23 protein-coding genes and 1 tRNA gene are annotated in these 25,245 nt (G+C 70.2%); 8 read left to right on the top strand and 16 right to left on the bottom strand.

The features are described from left to right. Positions 1 to 47: 47 nt before the first annotated feature. The 5 genes from pyrE to OHA89_RS20020 form a co-directional block, all read right to left on the bottom strand. Positions 48 to 587: an orotate phosphoribosyltransferase gene (gene pyrE / locus OHA89_RS20040; RefSeq protein WP_215143244.1), complete on the bottom strand. Its 540-nt coding sequence runs from the start codon at positions 585 to 587 to the stop codon at positions 48 to 50. Between the two features lie 21 nt (positions 588 to 608). After that, positions 609 to 1,394 carry an aldose 1-epimerase gene (locus tag OHA89_RS20035; RefSeq protein ID WP_406366760.1) on the bottom strand — a complete coding sequence of 262 codons (786 nt, stop codon included), beginning with the start codon at positions 1,392 to 1,394 and terminating at the stop codon, positions 609 to 611. 25 nt (positions 1,395 to 1,419) lie between these two features. Next, complete coding sequence (locus OHA89_RS20030; protein ID WP_406366759.1) at positions 1,420 to 2,259, bottom strand: SRPBCC domain-containing protein; 840 nt, start codon at positions 2,257 to 2,259, stop codon at positions 1,420 to 1,422. A gap of 33 nt (positions 2,260 to 2,292) precedes the next feature. Further along, positions 2,293 to 3,936: a polyamine aminopropyltransferase gene (locus tag OHA89_RS20025; protein ID WP_266609187.1), complete on the bottom strand. Its 1,644-nt coding sequence runs from the start codon at positions 3,934 to 3,936 to the stop codon at positions 2,293 to 2,295. A 133-nt stretch (positions 3,937 to 4,069) separates the two neighbouring features. Further along, positions 4,070 to 4,618, bottom strand: coding sequence for a DUF2617 family protein (locus OHA89_RS20020; RefSeq protein WP_266609185.1), 549 nt, complete (start codon positions 4,616 to 4,618; stop codon positions 4,070 to 4,072). Between the two features lie 691 nt (positions 4,619 to 5,309). Between OHA89_RS20020 and OHA89_RS20015 the strand changes: the two genes are divergently transcribed. Then, a complete protein-coding gene (locus OHA89_RS20015) occupies positions 5,310 to 6,500 on the top strand; it encodes a pyridoxal phosphate-dependent aminotransferase (RefSeq protein ID WP_406366757.1) in 1,191 nt (396 codons plus the stop codon). A 162-nt stretch (positions 6,501 to 6,662) separates the two neighbouring features. Then, positions 6,663 to 7,853, top strand: coding sequence for a hypothetical protein (locus tag OHA89_RS20010; RefSeq protein ID WP_266609181.1), 1,191 nt, complete (start codon positions 6,663 to 6,665; stop codon positions 7,851 to 7,853). Positions 7,854 to 7,862: 9 nt separating this feature from the next. On the opposite strand, the gene OHA89_RS20005 is transcribed toward OHA89_RS20010, so the two are convergent. Next, the gene (locus OHA89_RS20005; protein WP_257555551.1) at positions 7,863 to 8,411 is read right to left on the bottom strand and encodes a YbjN domain-containing protein; all 549 of its coding nucleotides are present in this window, start codon (positions 8,409 to 8,411) and stop codon (positions 7,863 to 7,865) included. A gap of 110 nt (positions 8,412 to 8,521) precedes the next feature. Next, a complete protein-coding gene (gene clpB, locus OHA89_RS20000; protein ID WP_266609179.1) occupies positions 8,522 to 11,107 on the bottom strand; it encodes an ATP-dependent chaperone ClpB in 2,586 nt (861 codons plus the stop codon). A 128-nt stretch (positions 11,108 to 11,235) separates the two neighbouring features. On the opposite strand from clpB, the gene OHA89_RS19995 reads away from it, so the two are divergent. Then, positions 11,236 to 11,640, top strand: a complete 405-nt coding sequence (locus OHA89_RS19995) for a pyridoxamine 5'-phosphate oxidase family protein (protein WP_257555549.1) — start codon at positions 11,236 to 11,238, stop codon at positions 11,638 to 11,640. Positions 11,641 to 11,797: 157 nt separating this feature from the next. Here OHA89_RS19995 and OHA89_RS19990 read toward each other — a convergent pair whose 3' ends face one another. Next, complete coding sequence (locus OHA89_RS19990) at positions 11,798 to 12,112, bottom strand: (2Fe-2S)-binding protein (RefSeq protein WP_073917230.1); 315 nt, start codon at positions 12,110 to 12,112, stop codon at positions 11,798 to 11,800. Between the two features lie 326 nt (positions 12,113 to 12,438). Here OHA89_RS19990 and OHA89_RS19985 point away from each other — a divergent pair, with 326 nt between their 5' ends. Next, positions 12,439 to 13,446, top strand: coding sequence for a helix-turn-helix transcriptional regulator (locus OHA89_RS19985; protein ID WP_215143228.1), 1,008 nt, complete (start codon positions 12,439 to 12,441; stop codon positions 13,444 to 13,446). 97 nt (positions 13,447 to 13,543) lie between these two features. Here OHA89_RS19985 and OHA89_RS19980 read toward each other — a convergent pair whose 3' ends face one another. The 4 genes from OHA89_RS19980 to dnaK are packed head-to-tail and all read right to left on the bottom strand — an operon-like array spanning position 13,544 to position 17,728. Continuing rightward, complete coding sequence (locus OHA89_RS19980) at positions 13,544 to 14,008, bottom strand: heat shock protein transcriptional repressor HspR (protein ID WP_215143227.1); 465 nt, start codon at positions 14,006 to 14,008, stop codon at positions 13,544 to 13,546. A 1-nt stretch (position 14,009) separates the two neighbouring features. After that, on the bottom strand, positions 14,010 to 15,191 hold the full coding sequence (gene dnaJ / locus OHA89_RS19975; RefSeq protein WP_215143225.1) for a molecular chaperone DnaJ: 1,182 nt from the start codon (positions 15,189 to 15,191) through the stop codon (positions 14,010 to 14,012). Between the two features lie 39 nt (positions 15,192 to 15,230). Continuing rightward, positions 15,231 to 15,881, bottom strand: a complete 651-nt coding sequence (gene grpE, locus OHA89_RS19970) for a nucleotide exchange factor GrpE (protein ID WP_215143223.1) — start codon at positions 15,879 to 15,881, stop codon at positions 15,231 to 15,233. Then, positions 15,881 to 17,728, bottom strand: a complete 1,848-nt coding sequence (dnaK, locus tag OHA89_RS19965; RefSeq protein ID WP_266609173.1) for a molecular chaperone DnaK — start codon at positions 17,726 to 17,728, stop codon at positions 15,881 to 15,883. The genes grpE and dnaK overlap by 1 nt, the downstream gene beginning before the upstream one ends. Before the next feature lie 209 nt (positions 17,729 to 17,937). Between dnaK and OHA89_RS19960 the strand changes: the two genes are divergently transcribed. Both OHA89_RS19960 and OHA89_RS19955 read left to right on the top strand, forming a co-directional pair. Next, positions 17,938 to 18,465 (top strand): sugar transferase, encoded by a 528-nt coding sequence (locus OHA89_RS19960; RefSeq protein ID WP_266609171.1) that lies wholly within the window; start codon positions 17,938 to 17,940, stop codon positions 18,463 to 18,465. Positions 18,466 to 18,574: 109 nt separating this feature from the next. Next, the gene (locus OHA89_RS19955; RefSeq protein ID WP_406366753.1) at positions 18,575 to 20,890 is read left to right on the top strand and encodes a (Fe-S)-binding protein; all 2,316 of its coding nucleotides are present in this window, start codon (positions 18,575 to 18,577) and stop codon (positions 20,888 to 20,890) included. A gap of 67 nt (positions 20,891 to 20,957) precedes the next feature. Here the strand turns inward: OHA89_RS19955 and OHA89_RS19950 are convergent, their stop codons facing one another. Continuing rightward, positions 20,958 to 21,950, bottom strand: coding sequence for a hypothetical protein (locus OHA89_RS19950; protein WP_266609167.1), 993 nt, complete (start codon positions 21,948 to 21,950; stop codon positions 20,958 to 20,960). Positions 21,951 to 22,181: 231 nt separating this feature from the next. Here OHA89_RS19950 and OHA89_RS19945 point away from each other — a divergent pair, with 231 nt between their 5' ends. After that, positions 22,182 to 23,096, top strand: a complete 915-nt coding sequence (locus tag OHA89_RS19945; RefSeq protein ID WP_257555543.1) for a Yip1 family protein — start codon at positions 22,182 to 22,184, stop codon at positions 23,094 to 23,096. 84 nt (positions 23,097 to 23,180) lie between these two features. Here the strand turns inward: OHA89_RS19945 and OHA89_RS19940 are convergent, their stop codons facing one another. Both OHA89_RS19940 and dcd read right to left on the bottom strand, forming a co-directional pair. Continuing rightward, positions 23,181 to 23,684 (bottom strand): phosphoribosyltransferase, encoded by a 504-nt coding sequence (locus tag OHA89_RS19940; protein ID WP_215143213.1) that lies wholly within the window; start codon positions 23,682 to 23,684, stop codon positions 23,181 to 23,183. Further along, the gene (dcd, locus tag OHA89_RS19935) at positions 23,681 to 24,268 is read right to left on the bottom strand and encodes a dCTP deaminase (protein ID WP_215143211.1); all 588 of its coding nucleotides are present in this window, start codon (positions 24,266 to 24,268) and stop codon (positions 23,681 to 23,683) included. Before dcd ends, OHA89_RS19940 begins: the two co-directional genes overlap by 4 nt. 457 nt (positions 24,269 to 24,725) lie before the next feature. On the opposite strand from dcd, the gene OHA89_RS19930 reads away from it, so the two are divergent. Beyond that, positions 24,726 to 24,796: transfer RNA gene (locus OHA89_RS19930), tRNA-Gly, on the top strand. Between the two features lie 271 nt (positions 24,797 to 25,067). On the opposite strand, the gene OHA89_RS19925 is transcribed toward OHA89_RS19930, so the two are convergent. Then, entirely contained in the window at positions 25,068 to 25,238 is a 171-nt protein-coding gene (locus OHA89_RS19925; protein ID WP_266609075.1) for a hypothetical protein, read from the bottom strand. Positions 25,239 to 25,245 lie beyond the last annotated feature (7 nt).

The raw sequence follows: 25,245 nt of genomic DNA, 5'->3' as shown, positions 1-25,245 counted from the left end.
TGATCAGGGAGTTCTCAGGACCTTCGCCCCGAGTTGTGGAGCTGTGCCTAGGAGAGGCCGAGGTCCTCGAGGCGGTAGCCGGTGAGGTACGGGAGCCCCGCCTCGGCGATGGCGCCGGCCGCACCGCGGTCGACGATCGTGGCGACGGCCACGACCTCGCCGCCGGCCTCACGGACCGCCTCGACGGCGGTCAGCGGGGACCCGCCGGTGGTGGAGGTGTCCTCGACGACCAGGCAGCGCTTGCCCTTCACGTCGGTGCCCTCGATGCGGCGCTGCATGCCGTGGGCCTTCTGCGCCTTGCGGACGACGAAGGCGTCCAGGCGCTGACCGCGCGCGGCGGAGGCGTGCAGCATCGAGGTCGCGACCGGGTCGGCGCCCAGGGTCAGACCGCCGACGCAGTCGAAGTCGAGGTCGGCGGTGAGGTCGAGCATGACCTGCCCGACCAGCGGGGCCGCCTCGCCGTCGAGGGTGATCCGGCGGAGGTCGATGTAGTAGTCGGCCTCCCGGCCGGAGGAGAGGATCACCTTGCCGTGCACGACGGCCTTGTCCTTGATCTGCTGCAGAAGCGCATCGCGTACGTCACTCATGCCCATGAGCTTAATTCGGCTCTACGAGAGCCGCCGCCAGGTCCACGTGGTGGAGATCTCCAGCGGGTCGACGGGGGTGACCAGGCGCGGGTGGGTGTTCAGCCCGTTCGGCGGGCCGGACTGCGGTTCGACGCAGACGGCCTCGGCCTCCTCGTCGTAGACGACCACCCATTCGTCACGGCTGGTGACCTTGAGCTCCAGCGCGCCGGGCCAGGTGAGGGTGACGTCGACGCCGTTCGGCATGCCGAAGCAGTCGTCCCAGGGGCCGGGCTTCGGGGCGGTGCGGTGGCCGGTGGGGAGGTGGTCGTCGCCGCGCTCCTCCTGCCACTCGGCCTCGAAGTCGAGCCGTACGTCCTCGCCGGTGCCGAGGTTGCGGCGGAACCAGGGGTGCCAGCCGGCCTGGGCCGGGAAGGAGTCGCCGTACGTCTCGACGCCCACGCCGAGCGTCAGCCCGTCGGCGGTCAGCTCGAAGGTCTGCGTGACCCGGCCGGGCCACGGCCACGGGTCGGCGAGGTCGAAGAAGAACGCCGCCTCGGTGTCCGTGAGCCGGCCCCGGCGCCAGGCGGTGTCGCGGCCGAGGCCGTGGATGGCGTGCGGGGGGTGGTTGACGGGGAGCTGGTGGACGACCCCACCGTCACGGAACCGCCCCTCCGCGGTCCGGCCGCACCAGGGGACCATCGGGAAGGCCCCGAAGTGCGGGCCCTGGCGCAGCAGCTCGATCCCGTCGACACGCAGACTGCTGATCCGGCAGCCGTTCTCCTGGTCGATGGTCAGCTCGGCGCCGCCGGCGCTCAGTTGCGTACTCATGCGGTCGAGCGTAATGGGACTGGGCTCAGCGGCGGCGGCGCAGGGCGCGGCCGATGACGACCGCCGAGGCCAGGGCGAGGGCGGCGGCGGGGGCGAGCCAGCGCAGGTTGTCGCCGGCCGTGGTGGCGGCGGGCGCGGGGACGGGGGCGTACCGGCCGCGCGGGGGCGCGTGGTCCACCTCCTCCGCGCTGCGGCCGATCATGGTGCGGCGGGCGTGGGCGGCCTCGGCCGGGGGCCGCGGGAGATCACCGAGGTCGTCGAGTTCCTCGAACCCGCCGGCCAGGAAGGGGTCCAGGGACGGCGGCGGCACCTCGGCCTCGAACACGGAGGCGGTGACCTCGGTGGCATCGTCGTCGGACCCGGCGGACCCGTCGCCCTCGGCCTCCTCGGCGTCGGCCACCGGATCGTTCACCTCGGGGCCGGCGGCCTCGCCCCGGGCCGCCTCGGCGAGCTGCTCGGCGGCCCGCTCCAGCAGCCGCTGCACGGCGGTGGCGGTGGCCCCGGCGGTGAATCCGGCGGCGCGCCCGTCGGCGGTGGCCCCGGCCGTGAAGTCGAGCCGGGTCCGGTGGTCCCCCTCCGGGGTGAGCCGCAGCGCGAGGGCGAGCTTCACGGTCCCGCTGCCCCGGACCTCCGTGCCCTCGCCGGCGACGGCGAAGTGGTCCGGGTCCCGCTCGGTGACGGCCAGCGCGCCCCGGTAGGTCACGGTGTTCCCGCCGACCCGGATCTTCAGCCGGCCGGAGAGGGGTCCGGACTCGGTGTCGGCGTCCTGCTGGAGCCCCGGCACGCACCGGGCCACCCGGACGGGGTCGCGCAGCACGGCGCGGAGGCTGTCTGCCGGTACCGGAACGAACACCTGATGCTCCATGCGGTCGAGCCTACCGACGAGAGCCGCACCGGGTCACGAATACCGCGGGTGCGGCAGGGTCGACGGCGGAAGTCCCGGCATCCGGGTGCGCTCGGCGTCGCGCGCGGCGTCCTGGAGCGAGCGGGTCGACAGCGAGCGCAGCCCCGGCGTGTCACGGTCCACCCGCAGCGGGGGCGCCTGCTCGCGGGAGGCCAGTACGAAGCCCCAGTCCTGCGGGGGCGCGTCGCTGCCGCGCAGGGGGGAGCGGTCGGGTCCGGCGGCGAAGCCCGAGAGGCGGCCGCCCGCGCTGTAGGGGGAGGTCTGCAGACCGGCCGCCCGCAGGGTGGACTCCACGGTCCAGTAGGTGCGCGGGCGCGTGGCCAGCGGTCCGGCGTGCACGGCGATCCGGCCCCCGGGCCGCAGGGCCCGCGCGGCCAGCCCGTAGAACTCCTGCGAGTACAGCTTCGTGCTGGGGGTGATGCCCGGGTTGGGGAGGTCGGAGACGATCACGTCGAACCGGTCCCGGGCGGCCGGTCCGCGCAGCCAGCGGAACGCGTCCTGCGTGACGACCCCGAGGCGCGGGTCCTCGTACGCGCCGGCGTTGAGCGCGGAGAGCATCGGATCGGTGCGGGCGAGCCGGACCACGCCGGGGTCGAGTTCGACGACGGTGACGGAGGCGACGTCGCGGTAGCGCAGCACCTCGCGGGCGGCGAGCCCGTCTCCGCCGCCGAGGACCAGGACCCGGGTGTGCGGGCCGGTCATGGCGGGGTGGACGAGGGCCTCGTGGTAGCGGTACTCGTCGTAGCCGCTGACCCGCAGCCGCCCGTCGAGGTACAGGTCGAGCGAGCGGGGGGAGCCGGTCGGGGGCCCGGTGAGCACCAGTTCCTGCACCCCGGTCTGGACGGCGACCCGCACCTCCGCGCCGTAGACGGCGCCGCGGGCGACCCGCTCGAAGTCGTCGGCCAGGACGGTCGCGCAGGCGAGCACGGACAGCACGCTCACGTTGGCGGCGACCAGCGTCCAGCGGGCACGCCGGCTCAGGTCGCGGCGGAACAGCCAGAGCACGAGCCCGCCGCCGACGACCGCGTTGACCGTGCCGGTGAGCATGGCTCCGGTGAGCTGGCCGAGCACCGGCAGCAGCAGGAACGGAAAGGCGAGGCCGCCGACCAGGGCGCCCACGTAGTCGGCGGCGAACAGGTCGGCGACGGCCCCGCCCGCGTCCTGTCTGCGGATGCGCTGGATGAGGGCCATCAGGAGCGGGATCTCGGCGCCGATGAGGACGCCGATGGCGAAGGAGAAGGCGACGAGGGCCGGGCGGGATTCACCCAGCCAGGCGAAGCTCGCGTACAGCGCCACGGCCGAGAGCCCGCCGAGCAGCGCGAGCCCGGCCTCGATGGCGCAGAAGCCGAAGGCCGGCCGGTGCCTCAGCCGTTTGGCGAGCAGGGAGCCGACGCCCATGGCGAAGACCATGACGGACAGCACGACCGACGCCTGGGTGACGGAATCGCCGATGAGGTAGGTGCCCAGGGCGAGCAGCTCCAGTTCGTATACGAGCCCGCAGGCGGCGCAGACGAACACGGTGGCCAGGACGAGGAGTCGGCCGGTCCGGGGCCGTACGGGCAGGGCGGCCGGGACGGTCGCCGCGCCCCGAGGCTCCGGAGCCGGGAGTACCCGGCGCGGGACGGAACGGTCGATCATGCAGCGAACCGTACGTCACCGCCCACCCGCATCCGGTCACCCACATGGGTGCAAGTGGCGTACTGATCCGGCCAGTTGGCGTAACCACGTGGCAATGCCCGCGCCCCCGGAGGAACGCGGCCCCTGGCGCGCGCTAGAGCAGCGCGGGCGACTCGACGGGGGCCGCGGAAGCGGCGCCCATCCGTACGCCGACCCGGGTCCTGGTGGCCACCAGCTGACCCTCCTGCGGGTACGCGTGCCAGGTCCGCCAGCGCATCTGGCCCTCGTGATGCTGCGCCAGCATGGCGGTGAACGCGTGCGGACTGCCCGGGAAGGTGCCCGCTAGTCCGTTCGGGTGGTCGGCGACCAGCGCGAGCAGCTCCTGCGCCCGCCCCGCGAAGGAACCGCGGGAGAGGGTCTCGACCCGGGCGGCGAACTCGTACTCCCAGTCGCCCACCCGCTTGGCCACGCCGAGCGGCAGCGGCGTACTGCTGCCGGGCATGCAGGCGACCGTCTCCGAGCAGAGCACCTCACCCTCCTCCAGGAGCACCTGATGAGAGGCGCCGAGCAGGCGCAACTCCACCTTCGCACCGGACAGTTGGAGGTTCAGTACGGCCAGGGCGGGCAGCCGCTCCCGACCCAGGGCCCAGGCGAGATCGGCGGCACGCGTGTCGGTATAGGTGGTCTGGAGGGTCGTGAGCATGAGTCGGCTCCGCAAACGCGCGAGGGAGATGGGCCGGGGCCCGCCAGCGGTAGTCAACGGGTGGGGGGACACCGGCACGGGTCCACAGGAAGTCCAGGGAGGTCCGAGGACTGGTCTACTCAACCGAGGGAATCATGAAAGGCACGGCACTCACAGCGTTTTTACCCAACTTGACGGGGTTTACATCCCCCCGGGGGCTCCACAGTTCACGTGTTCAACAACATGTGCCCCGCGCGTCGTGATGCATGCGCCAAGGAGAGGGCGCCCGGCGGAAATCAGACCGCCGGGCGCCTTCATCCACGCGGTGCCAGCTGCCCCGTGTCAGCTGGAACCGCATCCCCCGCCACCGCCGCAGGAGGACGAAGATCCGCCGCAGGACGAGGACGATCCACTCGAACAAGAACCCGACGAGGAGTCGCCCCCGCCGGCCCACCAGCTGCTGCTCGTGCTGCTGCCGGAGCCGCGACCGGAGCCGGAGCCGGAGCCGGAGCCGGCCGAACGGATCGCCATGGTCACGACGAACGCAACGAAGAGAAGCCCGATCACAATGAAGACGAACACGATGCCCGCCCCCTCTCTCACGCCCCGGTCTTCCCGGGGGACGGGATCCCCGCGTCCCGTGTGAAGGGGGGATGCCCGCAGGCCACGCGGCCCAAAGCACACTTGAGCAAGTCCAGAGGTTGCCCCCAGGATGGCGCCCATGAGCGCACCCGTGAGCAGCGACCGCCCGTTCCTCAACCGCCGTCTGGCGGCCTTCGGCACCACGATCTTCGCGGAGATGTCGGCGCTGGCCGCCCGCACCGGGTCGATCAACCTGGGCCAGGGCTTCCCCGACACCGACGGCCCCGCCGAAATCGCCGAGGCGGCCTCCCGCGCGGTCCTCACGGGCCTCGGCAACCAGTACCCGCCGGGCCCCGGCGTCCCCGAGCTGCGCGCCGCGATCGCCGCGCACCAGCAGCGCTTCTACGGCCTCTCCTACGACCCGGACACCGAGGTCCTGGTCACGGCCGGCGCCACCGAGGCCATCGCGGCCGCGCTCCTCGCCCTCCTCGAACCGGGTGACGAGGTCATCGCCCTGGAGCCGTACTACGACTCGTACGCGGCCTGCATCGCGATGGCCGGCGCGGTGCGCGTCCCCGTCACCCTGCGCCCGCACGCCGGGGCCTTCGCCCTCGACCTGGACGAACTGCGCGCCGCCGTCACCCCGCGCACCCGCCTGATCCTGCTGAACACCCCGCACAACCCGACGGGCACGGTCCTGACCCACGAGGAGCTGGCCGCCGTCGCCGCCCTCGCCGTGGAGCGCGACCTCCTGGTCGTCACGGACGAGGTCTACGAGCACCTGGTCTTCGAGGGCGCCCACACCCCCCTGGCCGGGTTCCCGGGCATGCGCGAGCGCACGGTCACCATCTCCTCCGCCGGGAAGACGTTCTCCTTCACGGGCTGGAAGGTCGGCTGGGTCACGGCGCCCCCGGAGCTGGTCACCGCGGTCCGCTCGGCGAAGCAGTTCCTCACCTACGTCTCCTCCGGCCCCTTCCAGTACGCGATCGCCGAAGCCCTGGCCCTGCCCGACGCGTACTACGAGGGCTTCCGCGCGGACCTGGCCGCCAAGCGCGACCTCCTCGCCGACGGCCTCGCGGCGGCCGGCTTCGAGGTCTACCGCCCGCAGGGCACGTACTTCATCACCACGGACATCACCCCGCTCGGCGAGAAGGACGGCCTGGCCTTCTGCCGCGCCCTGCCCGAACGCTGCGGCGTGGTCGCCATCCCGAACCAGGTCTTCTACGACGACAAGTCCGCCGGAGCCACCCAGGTCCGCTGGGCGTTCTGCAAGCGGACCGACGTCCTCAGCGAGGCGGTGGCCCGCCTGCGCCGCCTCTAGGCCCTGTCCGGGCGGACAGGGCCTTGGACGTCTGGACCCTCGCTGTTTACCAAGTGTGGTTGCGGGGTGACCGAGGCCGGTGTGAAGCTGACGGCCTTGAACGTGCCCGCGGCTCTCATCGTCGGATGAGCGTACTCACGAAGAGCAGGAAAGTCGGGATACATGGCTACGGGCAGAGTCTCGGTGTCCGCGTCGCCGCTGGAGATGCGTGCCGTCAAGGCGGTGCGGTCGGCCGCGCCGGCGACGGTCATCGCGCTCGGGGTGTTCGCCGCCGTACGCGGCGCCGGGGTACTGGTCCTCACCCTCGGATCCTGGTGGGCGGGCAAGGACCCGCTCCGGGTGCTCGGCAAGTCCTGGGACTCCGTCTGGTACCTCGGGATCGCCGCCAACGGCTACGGGCGCACCCAGATGTGGGCCGACCCCGTCACCGGCACCGGCTTCATCCAGAGCGACTACGCCTTCTTCCCGCTCTACCCGACGCTGATAAGGCTGGTCGGCGCCGTGCTGCCCGGCGGGCTGATCCCGGCCGGCATCCTCGTCGCCTGGATCTGCGCCGCCGTCGCCGCCCTCGGCGTCTACCGGATCGGCGAGTGGGTGATCGGGCCGCGAGCCGGGCTGCTGCTCGTGGGGCTGTGGGCGGCGCTGCCGCACGCGGTGGTGCTGAGCCTGGCCTACACCGAGGCGCTGCTGGCCGCGCTCGCCGCCTGGGCGCTCTACGCCCTGATGCGCGGCCGCTGGCTCTGGGCGGCCGGCCTCGCCGTGCTCGCCGGACTGACCCGGCCGACCGGGCTCGCGGTCGCCGCCGCCGTCTCGGTGATGGCCCTGCACGAGATCCTGAGCCGCCGGTCCCGCGCGCCCGAGGTGTGGGTGGCCGGGCTGCTGGCCCCCGCGGGCTGGGCGGCATACGTCCTGGCCGTCGGGGTGCGGCTGCGCGATCCGCTCGGCGGGTACTTCACCGTGCAGCGGCGCTGGGGATCCCGCTTCGACTTCGGGGCCGGTGCGCTGCGCTCCGCGGAGCGGGTGCTGACCGGCGGGCACGTACCGCTGGCGACCACCGTGACCGTGGTCCTGCTGGCCGCCGCCGGGCTGCTGGCGATGCTGCTGGTGCTGGACCGGACCCCGCTGCCGCTGCTCGCGTACACGGCGATACTGCTGGTGATCGCGTACGGCGGGGCCGGGTTCTTCGAGTCGAAGCCGCGGTTCCTGCTCCCGGCCTTCCCGCTGCTGCTGCCGGTGGCGGCCGTCATGGCCAGAGCCCGGCCCCGCACCGCGGTCGTGGTGACCGCGGCGCTGGCCGGGCTCAGTTACGGCTACGGGCTGTATCTGCTGCTCGTGGCCCGCGTACCGCTCTAGAACCTGCTTCTAGTTGTTGCCGTCGCTGTCGCCGTCGTCGTCGCCCTCGGCGGAGGAGTCGATCTCCTTCTCCAGGCCGAACTGCTCGACGAGCCACTTGTCGAACTCGATGGAGGCGCGGACCCAGCTGACCGTGGAGGACACGAAGTGCTCCAGGCTGACGCCGGTGCCGATCAGCATCTGCGCCTCACCGATCAGACGGACCGAGCCGTCGTCGTGGGTGTGGCTGTAGACCTTCGGCCACAGGGTGCGGCGGTTCCAGTCGTCGATCGACTCGAGAAGCTGCGGCTTCTCCTCGATCTTGTGCGGACGGTCGTAGAAGGTCCGCACCGAGAAGACCTGCTGCTCGTCCTCGCCGCGGAACATGAAGTACGTGCGGAACTCCTCCCACGGCGCCGCGAGGTCACCCTCGTCGTCGACGACGTACTTGAGCTCCATCTGCTCCAGCAGCTGCTTGACCAGATCCTGGTCGGGGACGACGGGGCCCGCCGGTCCTGTGGCCTGCGGATCGGGCTGCTGCCCTCCGAAGTTCGGAATCGAGGCCGGGTCGATGCTCACCGTGTTTTCCCTTCGTGCGGATACCTGCATCCTCCCCCATCCCGCCTACCCCGTGTCCACCCCCGGACGCACGATCCGCTCCGGGCGGACACGGGTGGCGGCTCAGGAGGTCACAGCGCCTTGCCGACCAGCAGGTCTTCGCCCGCCACGTCGACCCGTACGGTGTCGCCGTCCCTGACCTCGCCGGAGAGGATCTCCTTCGCGAGCCGGTCGCCGATCGCCGTCTGGATCAGCCTGCGCAGGGGCCGCGCGCCGTACGCCGGGTCGTTGCCCTTGTCCGCCAGCCAGGCCAGCGCCTCCGGCGTGACCTCCAGGGTCAGGCGCCGGTCGGCCAGCCGCTTGGCGAGGCGGTCGATCTGGAGCTCCGCGATGCGGCCCAGCTCGGGCCCGGACAGCGCGGAGAAGACCACCAGGTCGTCCAGGCGGTTGAGGAACTCCGGCTTGAAGCTCGCCCGGACCACGTCCAGCACCTGCTGCTTCTTCTGCTCCGCGGGCGTGACCGGATCCATCAGGAACTGACTGCCCAGGTTCGAGGTGAGCACCAGGATCGTGTTGCGGAAGTCCACCGTGCGGCCCTGGCCGTCCGTGAGACGGCCGTCGTCCAGGACCTGGAGCAGGATGTCGAAGACTTCGGGATGGGCCTTCTCCACCTCGTCCAGCAGCACCACGCTGTACGGGCGGCGCCGGACGGCCTCGGTCAGCTGGCCGCCCTCCTCGTAGCCGACGTAGCCGGGCGGCGCGCCGACCAGGCGGGCCACGGAGTGCTTCTCGCCGTACTCCGACATGTCGATGCGGATCATGGCCCGCTCGTCGTCGAAGAGGAAGTCCGCCAGGGCCTTGGCCAGCTCCGTCTTGCCGACGCCCGTCGGGCCCAGGAACAGGAACGAGCCGGTCGGCCGGTCCGGGTCCGCGATGCCGGCCCGGGTGCGGCGCACCGCGTCCGACACGGCCCGCACGGCCTCGCCCTGGCCGATCAGACGGCGGCCCAGCTCGTCCTCCATGCGCAGCAGCTTCTGCGTCTCCCCCTCCAGGAGGCGGCCGGCCGGGATGCCGGTCCAGGCACCCACCACGTCGGCGATGTCGTCGGGGCCGACCTCGTCCTTGACCATCGTGTCCTTCGAGACCTCCGCCTCGGCCTCGGTGGCCTCGGCCAGCTCGCGCTCCACGGTCGGGATCTCCCCGTAGAGCAGCTTGGAAGCGGTGTCGAAGTCCCCGTCGCGCTGCGCGCGCTCCGCCTGGCCGCGCAGGTCGTCCAGGCGCTCCTTGAGCTCACCGACCCGGTTGAGGGACTGCTTCTCCTTCTCCCAGCGGGCGGTCAGGCCCCGCAGCTCCTCCTCCTTGTCCGCGAGATCCTTGCGGATCTTCTCCAGGCGCTCCAGCGAGGCCGGGTCGGACTCGTTCTTCAGCGCCAGCTCCTCCATCCGCAGCCGGTCCACCGCACGCTGGAGCTCGTCGATCTCCAGGGGGGAGGAGTCGATCTCCATGCGCAGCCGGGACGCGGCCTCGTCGACGAGGTCGATCGCCTTGTCCGGGAGGAAGCGGGAGGTGATGTACCGATCGGAGAGGGTCGCGGCGGCGACCAGCGCACTGTCGTTGATCTGCACCTTGTGGTGGGCCTCGTAGCGGCCCTTGAGCCCGCGCAGGATCGCGATGGTGTCCTCGACGGACGGCTCGGCGACCAGCACCTGCTGGAAACGCCGCTCCAGCGCCGGGTCCTTCTCGATGCGCTCGCGGTACTCGTCCAGCGTCGTCGCGCCGACCATCCGCAGCTCACCACGCGCCAGCATGGGCTTGAGCATGTTGCCCGCGTCCATGGCGGAGTCGCCGCCGGCGCCCGCGCCGACGACCGTGTGCAGCTCGTCGATGAAGGTGATGATCTGGCCGTCGCTCGACTTGATCTCCGCCAGGACGGTCTTCAGCCGCTCCTCGAACTCACCCCGGTACTTCGCGCCCGCGACCATGGCGCCCAGGTCGAGGGAGACGAGCCGCTTGTTCTTCAGCGACTCCGGGACATCGCCCTTGACGATGCGCTGGGCCAGGCCCTCGACCACGGCCGTCTTGCCGACGCCCGGCTCGCCGATGAGCACCGGGTTGTTCTTCGTACGCCGCGAGAGCACCTGCACCACGCGCCGGATCTCGTGGTCCCGGCCGATGACCGGATCGAGCTTGCCCTCACGGGCTGCCGCCGTGAAATCGGTGCCGAACTTCTCCAGCGCCTTGTACTGACCCTCGGGGTCGGGGGTGGTCACCCGCCGCCCTCCTCGTGCGTTCTGGAAGGCGTCCAGCAGCTTCTTCGCGCTCGCGCCCTGTGCGGAAAGGAGCTCACCGGCCGCGCCGCCCTTGGCGGCGAGGGCGATGAGCAGGTGTTCGGTGGAGAGGTAGTCGTCGCCGAGCTTGCCCGCCTGGGCGTCGGCCTCGGCGAGTACGGCGAGCAGGTCGCGGGTGGGCTGCGGGGGCGCGACCGTGGACCCGGTGACGCTGGGCAGGGCGGCGAGCAGCCGCTCCGCGCCGGCCCGTACGGCGGCCTGGTCGGCGTCGGAGGCCGCGAGGAGGTCGGTGATGTTCTCGTTGTCCTCGCCGGCGAGGAGCGCCAGCAGCAGGTGCGCGGGGGTCAGGTCCGCGTGGCCGTCCTTGACGGCCCGGCTGGTGGCCGCGTTCAGCGCATCCCGGCTCTTGTTGGTCAGCTCGGCATCCACGGGTGATGTGCTCCTCTCCGGAGGCTGGACAGAACTATGACATAAACAACCTACGCAAAGTTGAGTCTATTCCACTCAAGGCAGGCCGCGGTACCCCCGACGCGCCCGGGCCCCGTACCCTTCGGGCCATGTCCCATGACGTACTCAACCCGACGCCCGAGTACCTCGCCTTCTGGCGGGAGCGGCACGTCTGCACGCTGACCACGCCGCGCCCGGACGGGACGCCCCACGTGGTGCCGGTGGGCGTGACGTACGACCCGGAGGCCGGTCTGGCCCGGGTGATCAGCAACAAGCACAGCAAGAAGATCCGCAACATCCTGGCGGCGCAGCCGGGCGCGGCCCGGGTCGCGGTCTGCCAGATGGAAGGACGCCGCTGGGCCACCCTCGAGGGGCGCGCGGTGATCCGTACGGACGAGGCGTCGGTCGCCGACGCGGTGGCGCGCTACGCGGAGCGCTACGGGCGGACGCCCTCACCCAATCCCGACCGGGTGGTCATGGAGATCACGCTGGACCGGGCCATGGGCCGGGCCTGAGCCCGGGACCAGGCCGGCGGCCGGTCTGCCCCTCCACATCTTGTCCGGTTCAACTACTGGACGCGGACATCACAACGGCGCCATCGTGGTCAGGTCCACGATGGCGCCGTTGTGTGGGGGAAGCGCCTGAGCGATCTGCAACGACGGGGGAATCGCTTCAGGCACTGCGGGGGGTGGCGGTGGTGATGTCGGGTTCGAAGAGCTGGTGATCGCGCTGATCAAGATTGACGAAGACCATTCCGTAGCGCACCTCGCAGCGGACGGGCTGCGGCGCGCCCCGCGGGCGGCGCAGGCACCGGTAGGCACGTACGTCCTCGTCCTCCTCGCGCACGACGACGATCGGTTGACCGAACAGGGTGACCATCAGCGAATCCCCGGGGTACGGGATCGCCGTGGCCAGGTCGATGAACTGCCATCCCGACCGGTAAGCGGAGGCCATTTCGCGGCGGAAGCCGCGGTCGTCGGGGGTCATGCGACGACCTTCTCCGGCAGGTTGGTCCACCCACTGTCCAGAGGGCCGAGCGTCCACCCGCTGTCCACCGGAGCACTGGTCCAGCCGCTATCGTCCGATATCCCCGCCAACGTGGCTGTGTTGCCGCCGGCCACCCCGTAAGCCACAACCGTGGAGAGAGCAACGGCAACCACCGAGCGAAGCAATCTCTTGTACATCGTCGACTTCGTCCTCACTGGATGGATTCCTCTCCCCCGCATGACAGACGATGACTTATCGAGCCACGCCGACGCCACCGTGGCGGTGCATCATGTTCCTGTAGATGCAAGACCCTGGGGGTGGGAGATATGCCGAAAAATGGTGCGGAACAGACACATCCCCACCCAGTGACGGAACTGTGCGCTCTCGGCGCCGAGCTCTACGCCACTGCGCTCAGCTCGGGGCGCATCGCCCGCGCGGAGGTCGAATACACTCCCTGCCTGCTGGAATTCGCGCTGCTGCACCCGGATCCAGATGACGCGAACTGGCTGCGCCCGGTTCCCCCCACCGTCGCACTCACCCAGCGGCTGCACCCTATCGAGCGGGAGATCCTGCAACGCCGCAGGACGTCCATCGAGCTGGCGGAAGCGTTTGAGCCATTCATGGCCATCAGCGCGCTGACTCCCGCGCCCACGCACGCGATCACCGTGCTCGAGGGGTTCGACCGCATCAACGCGGCACTGAACCTGGCCACCGCCGAATGCCACACGGAGATGCTCACCGTCCAGCCCGGCGGAGCCCGCCCCATAGACGCCCTCACACAGGCCCTGGAGCGCGACCAGCCGCTGACCGACCGCGGGGTCAGCATCCGCACCCTCTACCAGCACACCGCCCGGCACAGCCAGGGAACGCTCGCCTACGTCGAGCGGATATCCGCGGGCAAGGTGGAGATCCGCACCCTCGAGGAACTCATCGAGCGCCTCATCGTCTTCGACCGCACCGTCGCCTTCATCCCCGCCAGCGATGACCGCAGCGTCGCCCTCGAACTGCGCCACCCCGGTCTCGTGGAATACCTCATCAAGGTGTTCGAGCAGCTCTGGCGCCGTGCCACGCCGCTGCTGGAGGAGATCCGGTACGATCCGACGCCCTCGGGGATCTCGGGCGTTCAGCGCTCCATCGCGCAACTCCTCGTCGAGGGGCACGTGGACGAGGCCATCGCGCGCCGCCTGGGCATGAACGTACGGACCTGCCGCGCGCACATCGCCAAGCTGGCCACCGCCCTGGGCAGCGGCAGCCGCGCCCAACTCGGCTTCCTCATAGCCCAGTCGGGCATCCTGGGCCAGGTCTCGGGCCCCGCCCGGGAGCCCCGGCCCTGACCGCTCACGGGAACGGGAACGGGAAAACGCGAACGGGAACGCGGAAGGCCCCGCCCGGTGAGCCGGGCGGGGCCTTCCTGCACGCTGTGGGCGGGCGTCAGTCCATCGGCCGCTTGGGCCGCCACACCACCAGGGCGTTGCCCGGCTGCGGAGGCTGGTACGGAACCAGGTCGCGCCGGTAGGACGCGTGCACCTGGGCCTCGCGCTGCTGCATGGCCACGGCCGCGCCGTCGACAGCCGCGGAGAGCTCGGCCACGCGCTGCTGGAGCGCGGCGACCTGGTTCTCCAGCTCGATGATCCGCTTGATGCCCGCCAGGTTGATGCCCTCGTCCTGGGACAGCGCCTGCACCGTGCGGAGCAGCTCGATGTCACGGGCCGAGTAGCGCCGGCCGCGGCCGGCCGTACGGTCCGGGGAGACCAGGCCGAGACGGTCGTACTGGCGGAGGGTCTGCGGATGCAGGCCCGAGAGCTGGGCGGCCACCGAGATCACGTAGACCGGGGTCTCATCGGTGAGCTGGTAGCCCCCACCCAATCGGGAGGACTGTCGTCGGCGACCGTCCATGTCATGCTCCCTTCGCGGACTCGAACAGCGCGGTGCGCGGGTCCTGCGACTCCGTCGCCTCGCGGTACATCTCCAGCGCCTCGCGGGCCTTGTCCGACAGCTCGGTCGGAACTTCGACCTCCACCGTCACCAGCAGGTCGCCGCGGGTGCCGTCCTTGCGGACCGCTCCCTTGCCGCGGGCCCGCATGGTGCGGCCGTTGGGGGTGCCCGGCGGCAGCTTCAGCGTCACCGAGGGGCCGTTCAGGGTCGGGACCTTGATGTCGGCGCCCAGCGCCGCCTCGGCGAAGGTCACCGGGACGGTCACCGTCAGGTTGTCGTCCTTGCGGCCGAACACCGGGTGGGAGTCGACGTGCACGACGACGTACAGGTCACCGCCGGGACCGCCGCGCTCGCCCGGCGCGCCCTTGCCGCGCAGCCGGATCCGCTGGCCGTCGAAGACGCCTGCCGGGATCCGGACCTGCATGGTGCGCGAGCTGCGGGCGCGCCCGCTGCCCTTGCAGACGTCGCAGGGGGTCTCCGCGATCAGGCCGCGGCCCTTGCAGTCCGCGCAGGGGTCGGTCAGCGAGAACCCGCCGCCGCTGCCCCGCGATACCTGGCCGGTGCCGACGCAGGTCGGGCACACCCGGGGCGTGCCGTTCTTGTCGCCGGTGCCCGAACAGGCCTTGCAGGGGGCCTGCGAGGACATCCGGAGCGGGACCGTGGCCCCGTCCACCGCCTCCGTGAAGGAGAGGGTGACCTCCGACTCGATGTCCTGGCCGCGGCGCGGCTGGGTACGGGTTCCCGTACCGGCGCCGGCGCCGCGGTTGAACAGGCCGCCGAAGACATCGCCCAGGCCGCCGCCGAAGCCGCCGCCCGCGCCCGCCGGCTGCTGTCCGCCGAACAGGTCGCCGAGGTCGAAGTTGAACGAGCCGCCGGCCCCGCCCGGCCCGGGGCGGAAGCCGCCGTTGCCGAACAGGGCGCGCGCCTCGTCGTACTCCTTGCGCTTCTTCGCGTCACCGAGGATGTCGTTCGCCTCGGAGATCTCCTTGAAGCGCGCCTCGGCCGAGGCGTCGCCCTTGTTGGCGTCCGGGTGGAACTCGCGCGCGAGCTTCCGGTACGCCTTCTTGATCTCGGCCTCGGTGGCGTCCTTCGGGACACCGAGGACCTTGTAGTAGTCCTTCTCGACGAAGTCCTTGGTGCTCATCCCCGGTGTCCCTCCTCTCGTGCCTCTACTTGTTCAACATCAGCCCTTGTCGGGGGCATCCGTGTCCTTGTCCGACGGCGTGTCGGCCTCGGCCGACTCGGACTTGGGGGCCGCGCCCGGCTGGGGCTCGGCCACCGCGACCCGCGCGGGGCGGATCGTACGCTCGCCGATCCGGTACCCCGGCTGAAGGATCGCCACGCAGGTGTCCTCCGTGATGTCCGGCGCGTACGAGTGCATCAGGGCCTCGTGGATCGTCGGGTCGAAGGGCTCGCCCTCCTTGCCGAACTGCTGCAGACCCATCTTGGCCGCGGCGGTCTCCAGCGATTCGGCCACCGACTTGAAGCCGCCGACCAGCTCGCCATGCTCCCGCGCCCGGCCGATGTCGTCCAGGGTCGGGAGGAGTTCCGTCAGGAGGGACGCGACCGCGATCTCCTTGACGGCGATCCGGTCCCGCTCCACCCGGCGGCGGTAGTTCTGGTACTCCGCCTGGAGCCGCTGGAGGTCCGCGGTGCGCTCACCGAGCGCCGTACGGGCCTGGTCCAGCTGCGCGAGCAGCGCTACATCCTGTGCTGCGTCCCCGGCCGGGGCCGCCGCCTCCTCCGTGGCGGAGTCGGCGGCCTTCGGCTCGTCGGGCGTGCCGTCGACGGGGACTTCGGGCTTCTCGTCAAAGCCCGGGGTCTCCTCCGACATCAGGCAGCGCCGCCCTTCGGCTTCTCGTCGTCGACGATCTCGGCGTCGACGACGTCGTCGTCGGCCTTGGCCTGACCCGCGTCACCGGCGGCACCCGCGGCGCCCTGAGCGGCCTGGGCGTCGGCGTAGATGGCCTGGCCGAGCTTCTGGCTGACCGCGGCGAGCTTCTCGGTCGCGGTGCGGATCTCGGCGGTGTCCTCGCCCTTGAGCTTTTCCTTCAGCTCGGTGACGGCGGCCTCGACCTCGGTCTTGACGTCGGCCGGGACCTTGTCCTCGTTGTCCTTGACGAACTTCTCCGTCTGGTAGACGAGCTGCTCGCCCTGGTTGCGGGACTCGGCCGCCTCCTTGCGACGCAGGTCCTCGTCCGCGTACTGCTCCGCCTCCTGGCGCATGCGGTCGACCTCGTCCTTGCCGAGCGAGGAGCCGCCGGTGACGGTCATCTTCTGCTCCTTGCCCGTGCCAAGGTCCTTGGCCGTGACGTGCATGATGCCGTTCGCGTCGATGTCGAAGGAGACCTCGATCTGCGGGACGCCACGCGGGGCCGGCGGCAGGCCCGTCAGCTCGAACATGCCGAGCTTCTTGTTGTACGCCGCGATCTCGCGCTCGCCCTGGTAGACCTGGATCTGGACGGACGGCTGGTTGTCCTCGGCCGTCGTGAAGATCTCGGAGCGCTTGGTCGGGATCGTGGTGTTGCGCTCGATCAGCTTGGTCATGATGCCGCCCTTGGTCTCGATACCCAGGGACAGCGGGGTCACGTCGAGGAGCAGGACGTCCTTGACCTCACCCTTGAGCACACCGGCCTGGAGGGTGGCGCCGATGGCGACGACCTCGTCCGGGTTGACGCCCTTGTTGGCGTCCTGACCGCCGGTGAGCTCCTTGACGAGCTCGGCGACGGCCGGCATGCGGGTGGAGCCGCCGACCAGGACCACGTGGTCGATCTCGGACAGCTGGATGCCGGCGTCCTTGATGACGTTGTGGAACGGGGTCTTGCAGCGGTCGAGCAGGTCCGCGGTCAGCTGCTGGAACTGGGCGCGGGTGAGCTTCTCGTCCAGGTGCAGCGGGCCCTCGGCGGAAGCCGTGATGTAGGGCAGGTTGATCGAGGTCTCCGTGGAGGAGGACAGCTCGATCTTCGCCTTCTCGGCGGCCTCGCGCAGACGCTGGAGCGCCATCTTGTCCTTGGACAGGTCGACGCCGTGGCCGTTGGCGAACTGCTTCACCAGGTAGTCGACGACGCGCTGGTCCCAGTCGTCGCCACCGAGGTGGTTGTCACCGTTGGTGGCCTTGACCTCGACGACACCGTCGCCGATCTCCAGGAGCGACACGTCGAAGGTGCCGCCACCGAGGTCGAAGACGAGGATGGTCTGGTCGTCCTTGTCGAGACCGTAGGCCAGGGCGGCGGCGGTCGGCTCGTTGACGATGCGCAGGACGTTGAGGCCCGCGATCTCACCGGCCTCCTTCGTCGCCTGACGCTCGGAGTCGTTGAAGTAGGCCGGGACGGTGATGACCGCGTCCGTGACCTTCTCGCCCAGGTACGCCTCGGCGTCGCGCTTCAGCTTCTGCAGGATGAAGGCGCTCATCTGCTGCGGGTTGAAGTCCTTGCCATCCAGGTTGATCTTCCAGTCAGTGCCCATGTGGCGCTTGACGGAGCGGATGGTCCGGTCCACGTTCGTGACCGCCTGGCGCTTGGCCACCTCGCCGACGAGGACCTCGCCGTTCTTGGCGAAGGCGACGACGGACGGCGTGGTCCTGGCGCCCTCGGCGTTGGTGATGACGGTGGGCTCGCCGCCTTCCAGAACGCTGACGACGGAGTTAGTGGTGCCCAGGTCGATGCCGACCGCACGTGCCATTTCAATTCCTCCAGCTGACTTGAGTGCAACAGACTCAACCATGCCGCATCGTCGCGCTTGCGTCAACAGAGCTGAGTCTGTCCGGCTCAACCTTTAGGCCCCCCTTACGCGCAACTACCCGGGGCTCCACCCCGAACCCCGCGCCCGAACGGGTAACCGCCGCCGCGCGGCACCCGGGGACCGGCTGAGGCGTACGGCACCGTGCTGACATGCCTCTCCTGCTCAGCCTCCCCGCCCTACGGCCGGCCAGGCCTTCGGCCAAGCGGGTGCTGGACCTCGCCGGAGCGGTGATCCTGCTCATCGCGCTCGCCGTCCCCCTCGCGGTGGCGACGGGGCTGCTGTACGCGATCCAGGGCGGGCGGGCCCTCGTACGGGAACCGGCGGCCGGCCTCGGCGGACGGCCGTTCCGGACCTGGGGACTCCGCACGGAGGGCGCGGGCCGCCTCGGCGCGGCCCTGGAGTGGTGCGCACTGGACGGGGCGCCCCGGCTGCTCAACGTGCTCCGCGGGGAGATGTCCCTGGTCGGGCCGCGCCCGGAGCCCCGTACGGACCGCCCCGAGCGGCTCTTCGTACGGCCCGGAATGACCGGGTTGTGGCAGGTCAGCGCGCGCTCCGACCTACCCTGGGAGGAGATGGCACTGCTCGACCGGCACTATGTGGAGAACCACTGGCTGGGGATGGACCTGGCGATCCTGGCGCAGACACCGCGGGCGGCCTGTCGACACAGGCATGCCTGAGCGACACAGATCACCGCACGCTCGGCTACATTGCGGCGTCGGGAATGGGTAACCTCAAGCCTTGACTACATAAGTTACCGCTTAGTAATGCCGCCCGAGGAGCCCTCCCATGCAACTCGCCGCGATCATCGTGTCGCTGGTCCTGACCGTGGTCGGCGTCGCGCTGCTCGCCCGAGCCGTGGCGCAGATCTACCGGTTCGTGAAGCTCGGCCAGCCCGTCCCGGCAGGCAGCCGGACGGACGACCCGAAGGCCCGAACCCTCACCCTCGTCCGGGAGTTCCTCGGGCACAGCCGCATGAACCGCTGGGGCATCGTCGGCTTCGCGCACTGGTTCGTCGCGATCGGCTTCCTTACCCTGCCGCCCACGCTGGCGCAGGCGTACGGCCAGCTCTTCCAGGCCGACTGGACGCTGCCGATCATCGGCGGCTTCCTGCCGTTCGAGATGTACATCGAGTTCATCGGCCTGATGACGGTCGTGGGCATCGTCGTCCTGATGGTCATCCGGCTGCTCAGCCTTCCCTCCCGGGCCGGCCGCAAGTCGCGCTTCACCGGCTCGAAGGCCTGGCAGGCGTACTTCGTCGAATACATCATCCTCACCATCGGCCTCGCGATCCTGTGCCTGCGCGGCCTCGAGGGCGCGATCCACCACGTGGACTCGTACGAGCCGGCGTACTTCGTGTCGTACCCGCTGGTCCTGGCCTTCAAGGGCCTCTCGCTCGGCGCCCTGCAGAACGCCATCTACTTCACCGCGATGATCAAGATCGGCACCTCGCTGATCTGGATGATCGTCGTCTCGCTCAACACCAACATGGGTGTCGCCTGGCACCGCTTCCTCGGCTTCCCGAACATCTGGTTCAAGCGGAACGCCGACGGCGCGGTCGCGCTCGGCGCCCTCCAGCCGATGACCAGCGGTGGCAAGGAGATCGACTTCGAGGACCCGGGCGAGGACGACGTCTTCGGCGTCTCCCAGGTCGAGCAGTTCTCCTGGAAGGGCATCCTCGACTTCTCCACGTGTACGGAGTGCGGTCGCTGCCAGTCGCAGTGCCCGGCCTGGAACACCGGCAAGCCGCTGTCCCCGAAGCTCCTGATCATGTCCCTGCGCGACCACGCGCACGCCAAGGCCCCGTACCTGCTGGCCGGTGGCGGCAAGGACATGGAGGGCAACGAGAAGGCGACTGCGGAACAGCTGAAGGACGTCCCGGCGGCTGCTCTGGCGGAGGCCGAGCGCCCGCTGATCGGGACGGCCGAGGAGAACGGCGTCATCGACCCGGACGTGCTGTGGTCCTGCACGACCTGCGGTGCGTGCGTGGAGCAGTGCCCGGTCGACATCGAGCACATCGACCACATCGTCGACATGCGCCGCTACCAGGTGATGATCGAGTCCGCCTTCCCCTCGGAGGCCGGCACGATGCTCAAGAACCTGGAGAAGAAGGGCAACCCCTGGGGCCTGGCCAAGAAGCAGCGCGTCGAGTGGACCAAGGAGGTCGACTTCGAGGTCCCGATCATCGGGAAGGACGCGGAGGACCTCTCGGAGTTCGACTACCTGTACTGGGTCGGCTGCGCGGGCGCTCTCGAGGACCGGGCCAAGAAGACGACCAAGGCCTTCGCGGAGCTGCTGAACATCGCGGGCGTCAAGTTCGCGATCATGGGCGGCGACGAGAAGTGCACCGGTGACTCGCCTCGCCGCCTGGGCAACGAGCCGCTGTTCCAGCAGCTGGGCCAGGAGAACGTGGCCATGCTGAACATGGCGTTCGGTGAAGACGATGAAGATCCGTCGACCCGGAAGCCGAAGTCGGCGAAGCGGATCGTCTCGACCTGCCCGCACTGCTTCAACACCATCGCGAACGAGTACCCGCAGCTGGGCGGCGAGTACGAGGTCATCCACCACACGCAGCTGCTCCAGCACCTGATCGACGAGGGCCGGCTCACGCCGGTCACGCCGGTGGACGGCCTGATCACGTACCACGACCCGTGCTACCTGGGCCGGCACAACAAGGTCTACACGCCGCCGCGCGAGATCATGTCGGCCGTGCCGGGCCTGCGCCAGCAGGAGATGCACCGCCACAAGGAGCGGGGCTTCTGCTGTGGCGCCGGTGGCGCGCGGATGTGGATGGAGGAGCGGATCGGCAAGCGCATCAACAACGAGCGCGTCGACGAGGCCCTGTCCCTGAACCCCGACATCGTCTCCACCGCCTGCCCGTTCTGCCTGGTCATGCTGACCGACTCGGTCAACGGCAAGAAGAACGACGGCCAGGCGAAGGAGCACGTCCAGGTCGTGGACGTGGCGCAGCTGCTGCTGGACTCGGTGAAGACGCCGGAGCCGGTGGAGGCCGAGCCGGAGCCGGAGCCTGACCCCGAGCCGAAGGCTGAGGCCAAGTCCGAGGCCGAGGCTGAGACCGAGGCGAAGACCGAGGACGCCAAGTAGTCCCCGGCTGACCCCGCAGACACGGAACGGCCGGTCCCCCACTCGGGGGACCGGCCGTTCCGCCGTGTCAGGAGGACCGGCGGCGCAGCATCGCGAAGCCGAGACCGGCCGCACCCGCCGCGGCCATCCCGCCGCCGGCGGCGAGCAGCTTCGGGGTGTCGCCATTCGGCGGGGTGACCCCCTCCGCGCCGGCCTTCACGCCGCCCTTCGGAACGACCTTCCCGACGGCGGGCTTGGCCTCGTCCTTCTTGGCGTCCTTCTTCACGTCGTTCTTCACGCCCTTCTGCACGGTGTACTGCTCGATCAGCTTGCCGTCGAAGTCGTACACCCAGCTGTTCCCGCCGCCCTTGCCGTCGATGACGACGAACTTCACGCGCTTGCCGTCCTGGACGAGCTTGTACGTCCAGCCGTCGTTCTGCGTGCTCGGGTGCTTCAGGTCGATGGTGCCGAGGGAGTTCCCGTTCCGCATCGAGATGTCGACGTGCTTGCCGTTCGAGCCGTCGACCAGCTTGGCGATGCGGCCGTCGGGCATGGTGATCCGCACCGAACTCTCCTTCTTGACCTCGGGCTTGACCTGCGGCTTGGGCTTCTCCACGGGCTTCGGCTGCTGCCCGCCGTCGATCCAGGAGGTCACCGTGCCGTTCGGCTGGAGCACGACGTGCAGGCCGTTGTTCTGGCCGTACGCGGCTGCGCCGCCCTTGCTGACCAGCGTGTCCAGCTTCGTGGAGCCGGCGAAGATGTCCGCCTCGAAGTGGTTGTCGCCGATCTTGTAGACCTTGGCCGTCGAGCCGTCCGCCAGCTTCACGGTGGTGACGTACGCCCGGACGCCGGCGGTCGGCTTGGCCGGCGGAACGGACGGTTCGACGGAGGGCTGAACGGACGGCTCGACGGACGGCTCTACGGACGGGTCGACCTGCGGCTGCTCGATGCCGGGCAGCACCTCCGGCTCCGGGACGGCCGGGGAGTCCGCGAAGGCGGATCCGACCGGAAGGGCCAGGACGGCGGCCGTGCCGGCGACGACGGCGGCGGTACGGAGGGTGGTGCGGCGGGTGCTGCGCATGATGGCTGCTCTTCTCGTGCTCGTTCTCTGCGTGGCGTCGACAGACACGAAGCTACGGTCCGGATATGTGGGTATTCCGTCGGGAACGTAACGAAGACCCGCAGAATGCGGCACAGCCACGTAAACCGGACACCCCACCGTCCCCTAGGGGATGTCACAGGTCAGCCGCAAAGGCCCCCTGTTCCAGCCGCCCGTCCACGGGGCCCGGCAGGACCAGGTACTTTCGATCACGTGGCTGGATTCAGGATCGGACGCGGCCGGGACAACAACCGCACCCCGCAACAACCCCCGCAGCAGCAGCCGTACGGACAGCAGCAACCGCCTCCGTACGGCCAGCAGCCCTACCCTCCCGCAGGCTCGCCACCGCAGCAGCAGTGGCCGCAGCCGGGCGCCGGGGGGCACGGCGAGCCCGAGTACTTCGACCCGTACGGCCAGCAGCAGCCGCCGCAGGCCCCGTACGGTCACGGAGGCCAGGGCGGTCACGGTGGTCACGGCGGCTACACCAACGACAACCCGGGGCACACCCAGGTCTTCGCCGTCGGTGAGGACCCGTACGGCCAGGGCGCGACGTACCAGGCGGGCGCGGCCGCGGCCGCCCCGGCCGGCCCGCGGCTGCCGTGGAAGGAACTCCTCCGCGGCATCGTGATGCGGCCGGGCCAGACCTTCCTCCAGATGCGCGACTACGCCGTCTGGGGTCCGGCGCTGACCGTGACCTTCCTCTACGGGCTCCTCGCGGTCTTCGGCCTCGACGACGCCCGCAAGGACGTGATCAACGCGACCCTGTCCAAGGCCGTACCGATCGTCCTCTCGGCGGGCGCGGCCTTCGTCATCTGCGGGCTGCTCCTGGGCGCGGTCACCCACACGCTGGCCCGCCAGCTGGGCGGCGACGGCTCCTGGCAGCCCACCGTGGGCCTGTCCATGCTGGTCATGTCGCTGACGGACGCCCCGCGCCTGATCTTCGCCGTGTTCCTGGGCGGCGACAACGGGCTGGTCCAGGTCCTGGGCTGGGCCACCTGGGTGGCGGCGGGCGCCCTGTTCACCTCGCTGATCAGCAAGTCCCACGACCTGCCGTGGCCGAAGGCGCTGGGCGCGTCCGCGATCCAGCTGATCGCGCTGCTCTCGATCATCAAGCTGGGCACGATCTAGCGACCGACGCGAAAGGGCCCGCCGCGCAACGGATGCGCGGCGGGCCCTTTTTCGTCTTGTGCCGGACCAGCCGGACCAGCCGGACTAGGCGTCGAGGACCTGGCCCTCACGCTTCACGACGGGCGGCTCGACCGACCAGGGGAAGTTGATCCACTCGTCGGTCTTCTTCCACACGTACTCGCACTTCACGAGCGAGTGGGACTTCTCGTAGATGACGGCGGACCGCACCTCGGCCACGTGGCCCAGGCAGAAGTCGTGGACCAGCTTGAGCGTCTTGCCGGTGTCGGCGACGTCGTCGGCGATCAGCACCTTCTTGTCGGTGAAGTCGATCGCCTCGGGCACGGGCGCCAGCATGACCGGCATCTCCAGCGTGGTGCCGACGCCGGTGTAGAACTCCACGTTCACGAGGTGGATGTTCTTGCAGTCGAGCGCGTACGCCAGGCCGCCGGCGACGAACACCCCGCCCCGGGCGATGCTCAGGATGATGTCGGGCTCGTAGCCGTCGTCGGCGATCGTCTGCGCGAGCTCCCGCACCGCCCGCCCGAACCCCGCGTAGTCAAGATTCTCGCGCACTGCGTCGTCGCTCATGCCTCGTGCCTCACCTGGGTGCGGTGGAAGTTCTGGAAGGAGCGCGAGGCGGTCGGCCCGCGCTGCCCCTGGTACCTGGACCCGTACCGCTCACTGCCGTACGGGAACTCCGCGGGCGAGCTGAGCCGGAACATGCACAGCTGCCCGATCTTCATGCCCGGCCAGAGCTTGATCGGCAGCGTGGCGAGGTTCGACAGCTCCAGGGTCACGTGGCCCGAGAACCCCGGGTCGATGAACCCGGCCGTCGAATGCGTCACCAGACCGAGGCGGCCCAGGCTGGACTTCCCCTCCAGTCTGGAGGCGATGTCGTCGGGCAGCGAGATGACCTCGTAGGTGGAGGCGAGCACGAACTCACCGGGGTGCAGGATGAAGGCCTCGTCACCCTCCGGCTCGACCATCCGGGTCAGGTCCGCCTGCTCGGTCGCCGGATCGATGTGGGCGTACCGGTGGTTCTCGAACACCCGGAAGAACCGGTCGAGGCGTACGTCGATGCTGGAGGGCTGCACCATCGACTCCTCGAACGGGTCGATGCGAACCCGTCCGCTGTCGATCTCGGCCCGGATGTCTTTGTCAGAGAGAAGCACGTCCCGAGGATACGCAGAGCGCGCGGGCCACCCCCAATCGAGAGCGGCGCCCGCGCGCCCGTCCGCTATCGCTTGACCGCTGCCCCCACGGGCACGGCATGCCTCAACCGCGCGCACCGCGGACACCGCAGCAACCGCCCCGGCCCGATCCGGCCGGCACCGAGGTGCTGCAGCGGGAAGGAGGCGGTACTGAAAACGTGCCCTTCGGCACAACGGACGACGGTGTGCTCCATCGAGTCCCTTTCCCCAACGAGCTGTACTGCGACGAATCGCCACATTAGGGGATGATCGGGACCCACTCCAGCCGCCGCTCCGAACCCACACGGTACGCCCCAACTCCCGCCCCCACACGCCTCCGTGCACACCACACACGACAACGACCCCACGGCAGATTCACCGGGGGTCGATCATGGGGTAGAGTGGGCGAAGATACCGCTCCAGGCAACTGGAACGCTACGCGGATGTAGTTTAATGGTAGAACATGAGCTTCCCAAGCTTATAGCGCGGGTTCGATTCCCGTCATCCGCTCTTTAAAGAAGGCCCAGGTCAGCGACCTGGGCCTTCTTCGTTGTCCAGACCTCTCAGACTCTGCCGTGCCCTCTGCGTGCCCCAACTGGCGGAAATGCCCTGCCCGGAGGGCCTTTCGCGCACCACTTGCACCACACGGGCCCCGCCGATCTCGGATCGCAAGAACGCGTTCTCGAGGACCTGCGTCACTCCACGGCCGCTGCCGCGCGAATTCGCTTTCCCAAAGGGGTGGTTGGCCGGAAGGGTCGGCGCAGTCTCGCCGCGGGACTACCTAGTCCTCTTTCCCCGCCAACACGCGATCGGCGGCGTAGTGCGGGCAGGAAGGGAGGTGCCACGTCACCGTCACCCGGCGCCGGTCGGCGGCGATGGTACGGGCCTGCCCAGTGACCGGGCAGGCCGCGCATTGCGGGCACACGACGGTTTCGAACTTCAGCTCGGCCATCACCCAC

The organism is Streptomyces sp. NBC_01546 (assembly GCF_045208355.1).
In the GTDB taxonomy this organism is placed as follows: domain Bacteria; phylum Actinomycetota; class Actinomycetes; order Streptomycetales; family Streptomycetaceae; genus Streptomyces.
The sequence above is the reverse complement of the archived record's forward strand: the minus strand, read 5'-3'. Positions and strand labels throughout refer to the sequence as shown.

Coding starts and splice junctions, on each gene's coding strand:
- OHA89_RS20010 (WP_266609181.1), top strand. CDS start 6,663: ATGGCTACGGGCAGAGTCTCGGTGTCCGCGTCGCCGCTGGAGATGCGT.
- OHA89_RS19995 (WP_257555549.1), top strand. CDS start 11,236: ATGTCCCATGACGTACTCAACCCGACGCCCGAGTACCTCGCCTTCTGG.
- OHA89_RS20025 (WP_266609187.1), bottom strand. CDS start 3,936: ATGATCGACCGTTCCGTCCCGCGCCGGGTACTCCCGGCTCCGGAGCCT.
- OHA89_RS19925 (WP_266609075.1), bottom strand. CDS start 25,238: ATGGCCGAGCTGAAGTTCGAAACCGTCGTGTGCCCGCAATGCGCGGCC.
- OHA89_RS19955 (WP_406366753.1), top strand. CDS start 18,575: ATGCAACTCGCCGCGATCATCGTGTCGCTGGTCCTGACCGTGGTCGGC.
- OHA89_RS19980 (WP_215143227.1), bottom strand. CDS start 14,008: ATGGACGGTCGCCGACGACAGTCCTCCCGATTGGGTGGGGGCTACCAG.
- dnaJ (WP_215143225.1), bottom strand. CDS start 15,191: ATGAGCACCAAGGACTTCGTCGAGAAGGACTACTACAAGGTCCTCGGT.
- OHA89_RS20020 (WP_266609185.1), bottom strand. CDS start 4,618: ATGCTCACGACCCTCCAGACCACCTATACCGACACGCGTGCCGCCGAT.
- OHA89_RS19940 (WP_215143213.1), bottom strand. CDS start 23,684: ATGAGCGACGACGCAGTGCGCGAGAATCTTGACTACGCGGGGTTCGGG.
- OHA89_RS19960 (WP_266609171.1), top strand. CDS start 17,938: ATGCCTCTCCTGCTCAGCCTCCCCGCCCTACGGCCGGCCAGGCCTTCG.
- OHA89_RS20035 (WP_406366760.1), bottom strand. CDS start 1,394: ATGAGTACGCAACTGAGCGCCGGCGGCGCCGAGCTGACCATCGACCAG.
- pyrE (WP_215143244.1), bottom strand. CDS start 587: ATGAGTGACGTACGCGATGCGCTTCTGCAGCAGATCAAGGACAAGGCC.
- grpE (WP_215143223.1), bottom strand. CDS start 15,881: ATGTCGGAGGAGACCCCGGGCTTTGACGAGAAGCCCGAAGTCCCCGTC.
- OHA89_RS19950 (WP_266609167.1), bottom strand. CDS start 21,950: ATGCGCAGCACCCGCCGCACCACCCTCCGTACCGCCGCCGTCGTCGCC.
- OHA89_RS20030 (WP_406366759.1), bottom strand. CDS start 2,259: ATGGAGCATCAGGTGTTCGTTCCGGTACCGGCAGACAGCCTCCGCGCC.
- OHA89_RS19985 (WP_215143228.1), top strand. CDS start 12,439: ATGCCGAAAAATGGTGCGGAACAGACACATCCCCACCCAGTGACGGAA.
- OHA89_RS20015 (WP_406366757.1), top strand. CDS start 5,310: ATGGCGCCCATGAGCGCACCCGTGAGCAGCGACCGCCCGTTCCTCAAC.
- OHA89_RS19990 (WP_073917230.1), bottom strand. CDS start 12,112: ATGACCCCCGACGACCGCGGCTTCCGCCGCGAAATGGCCTCCGCTTAC.
- dnaK (WP_266609173.1), bottom strand. CDS start 17,728: ATGGCACGTGCGGTCGGCATCGACCTGGGCACCACTAACTCCGTCGTC.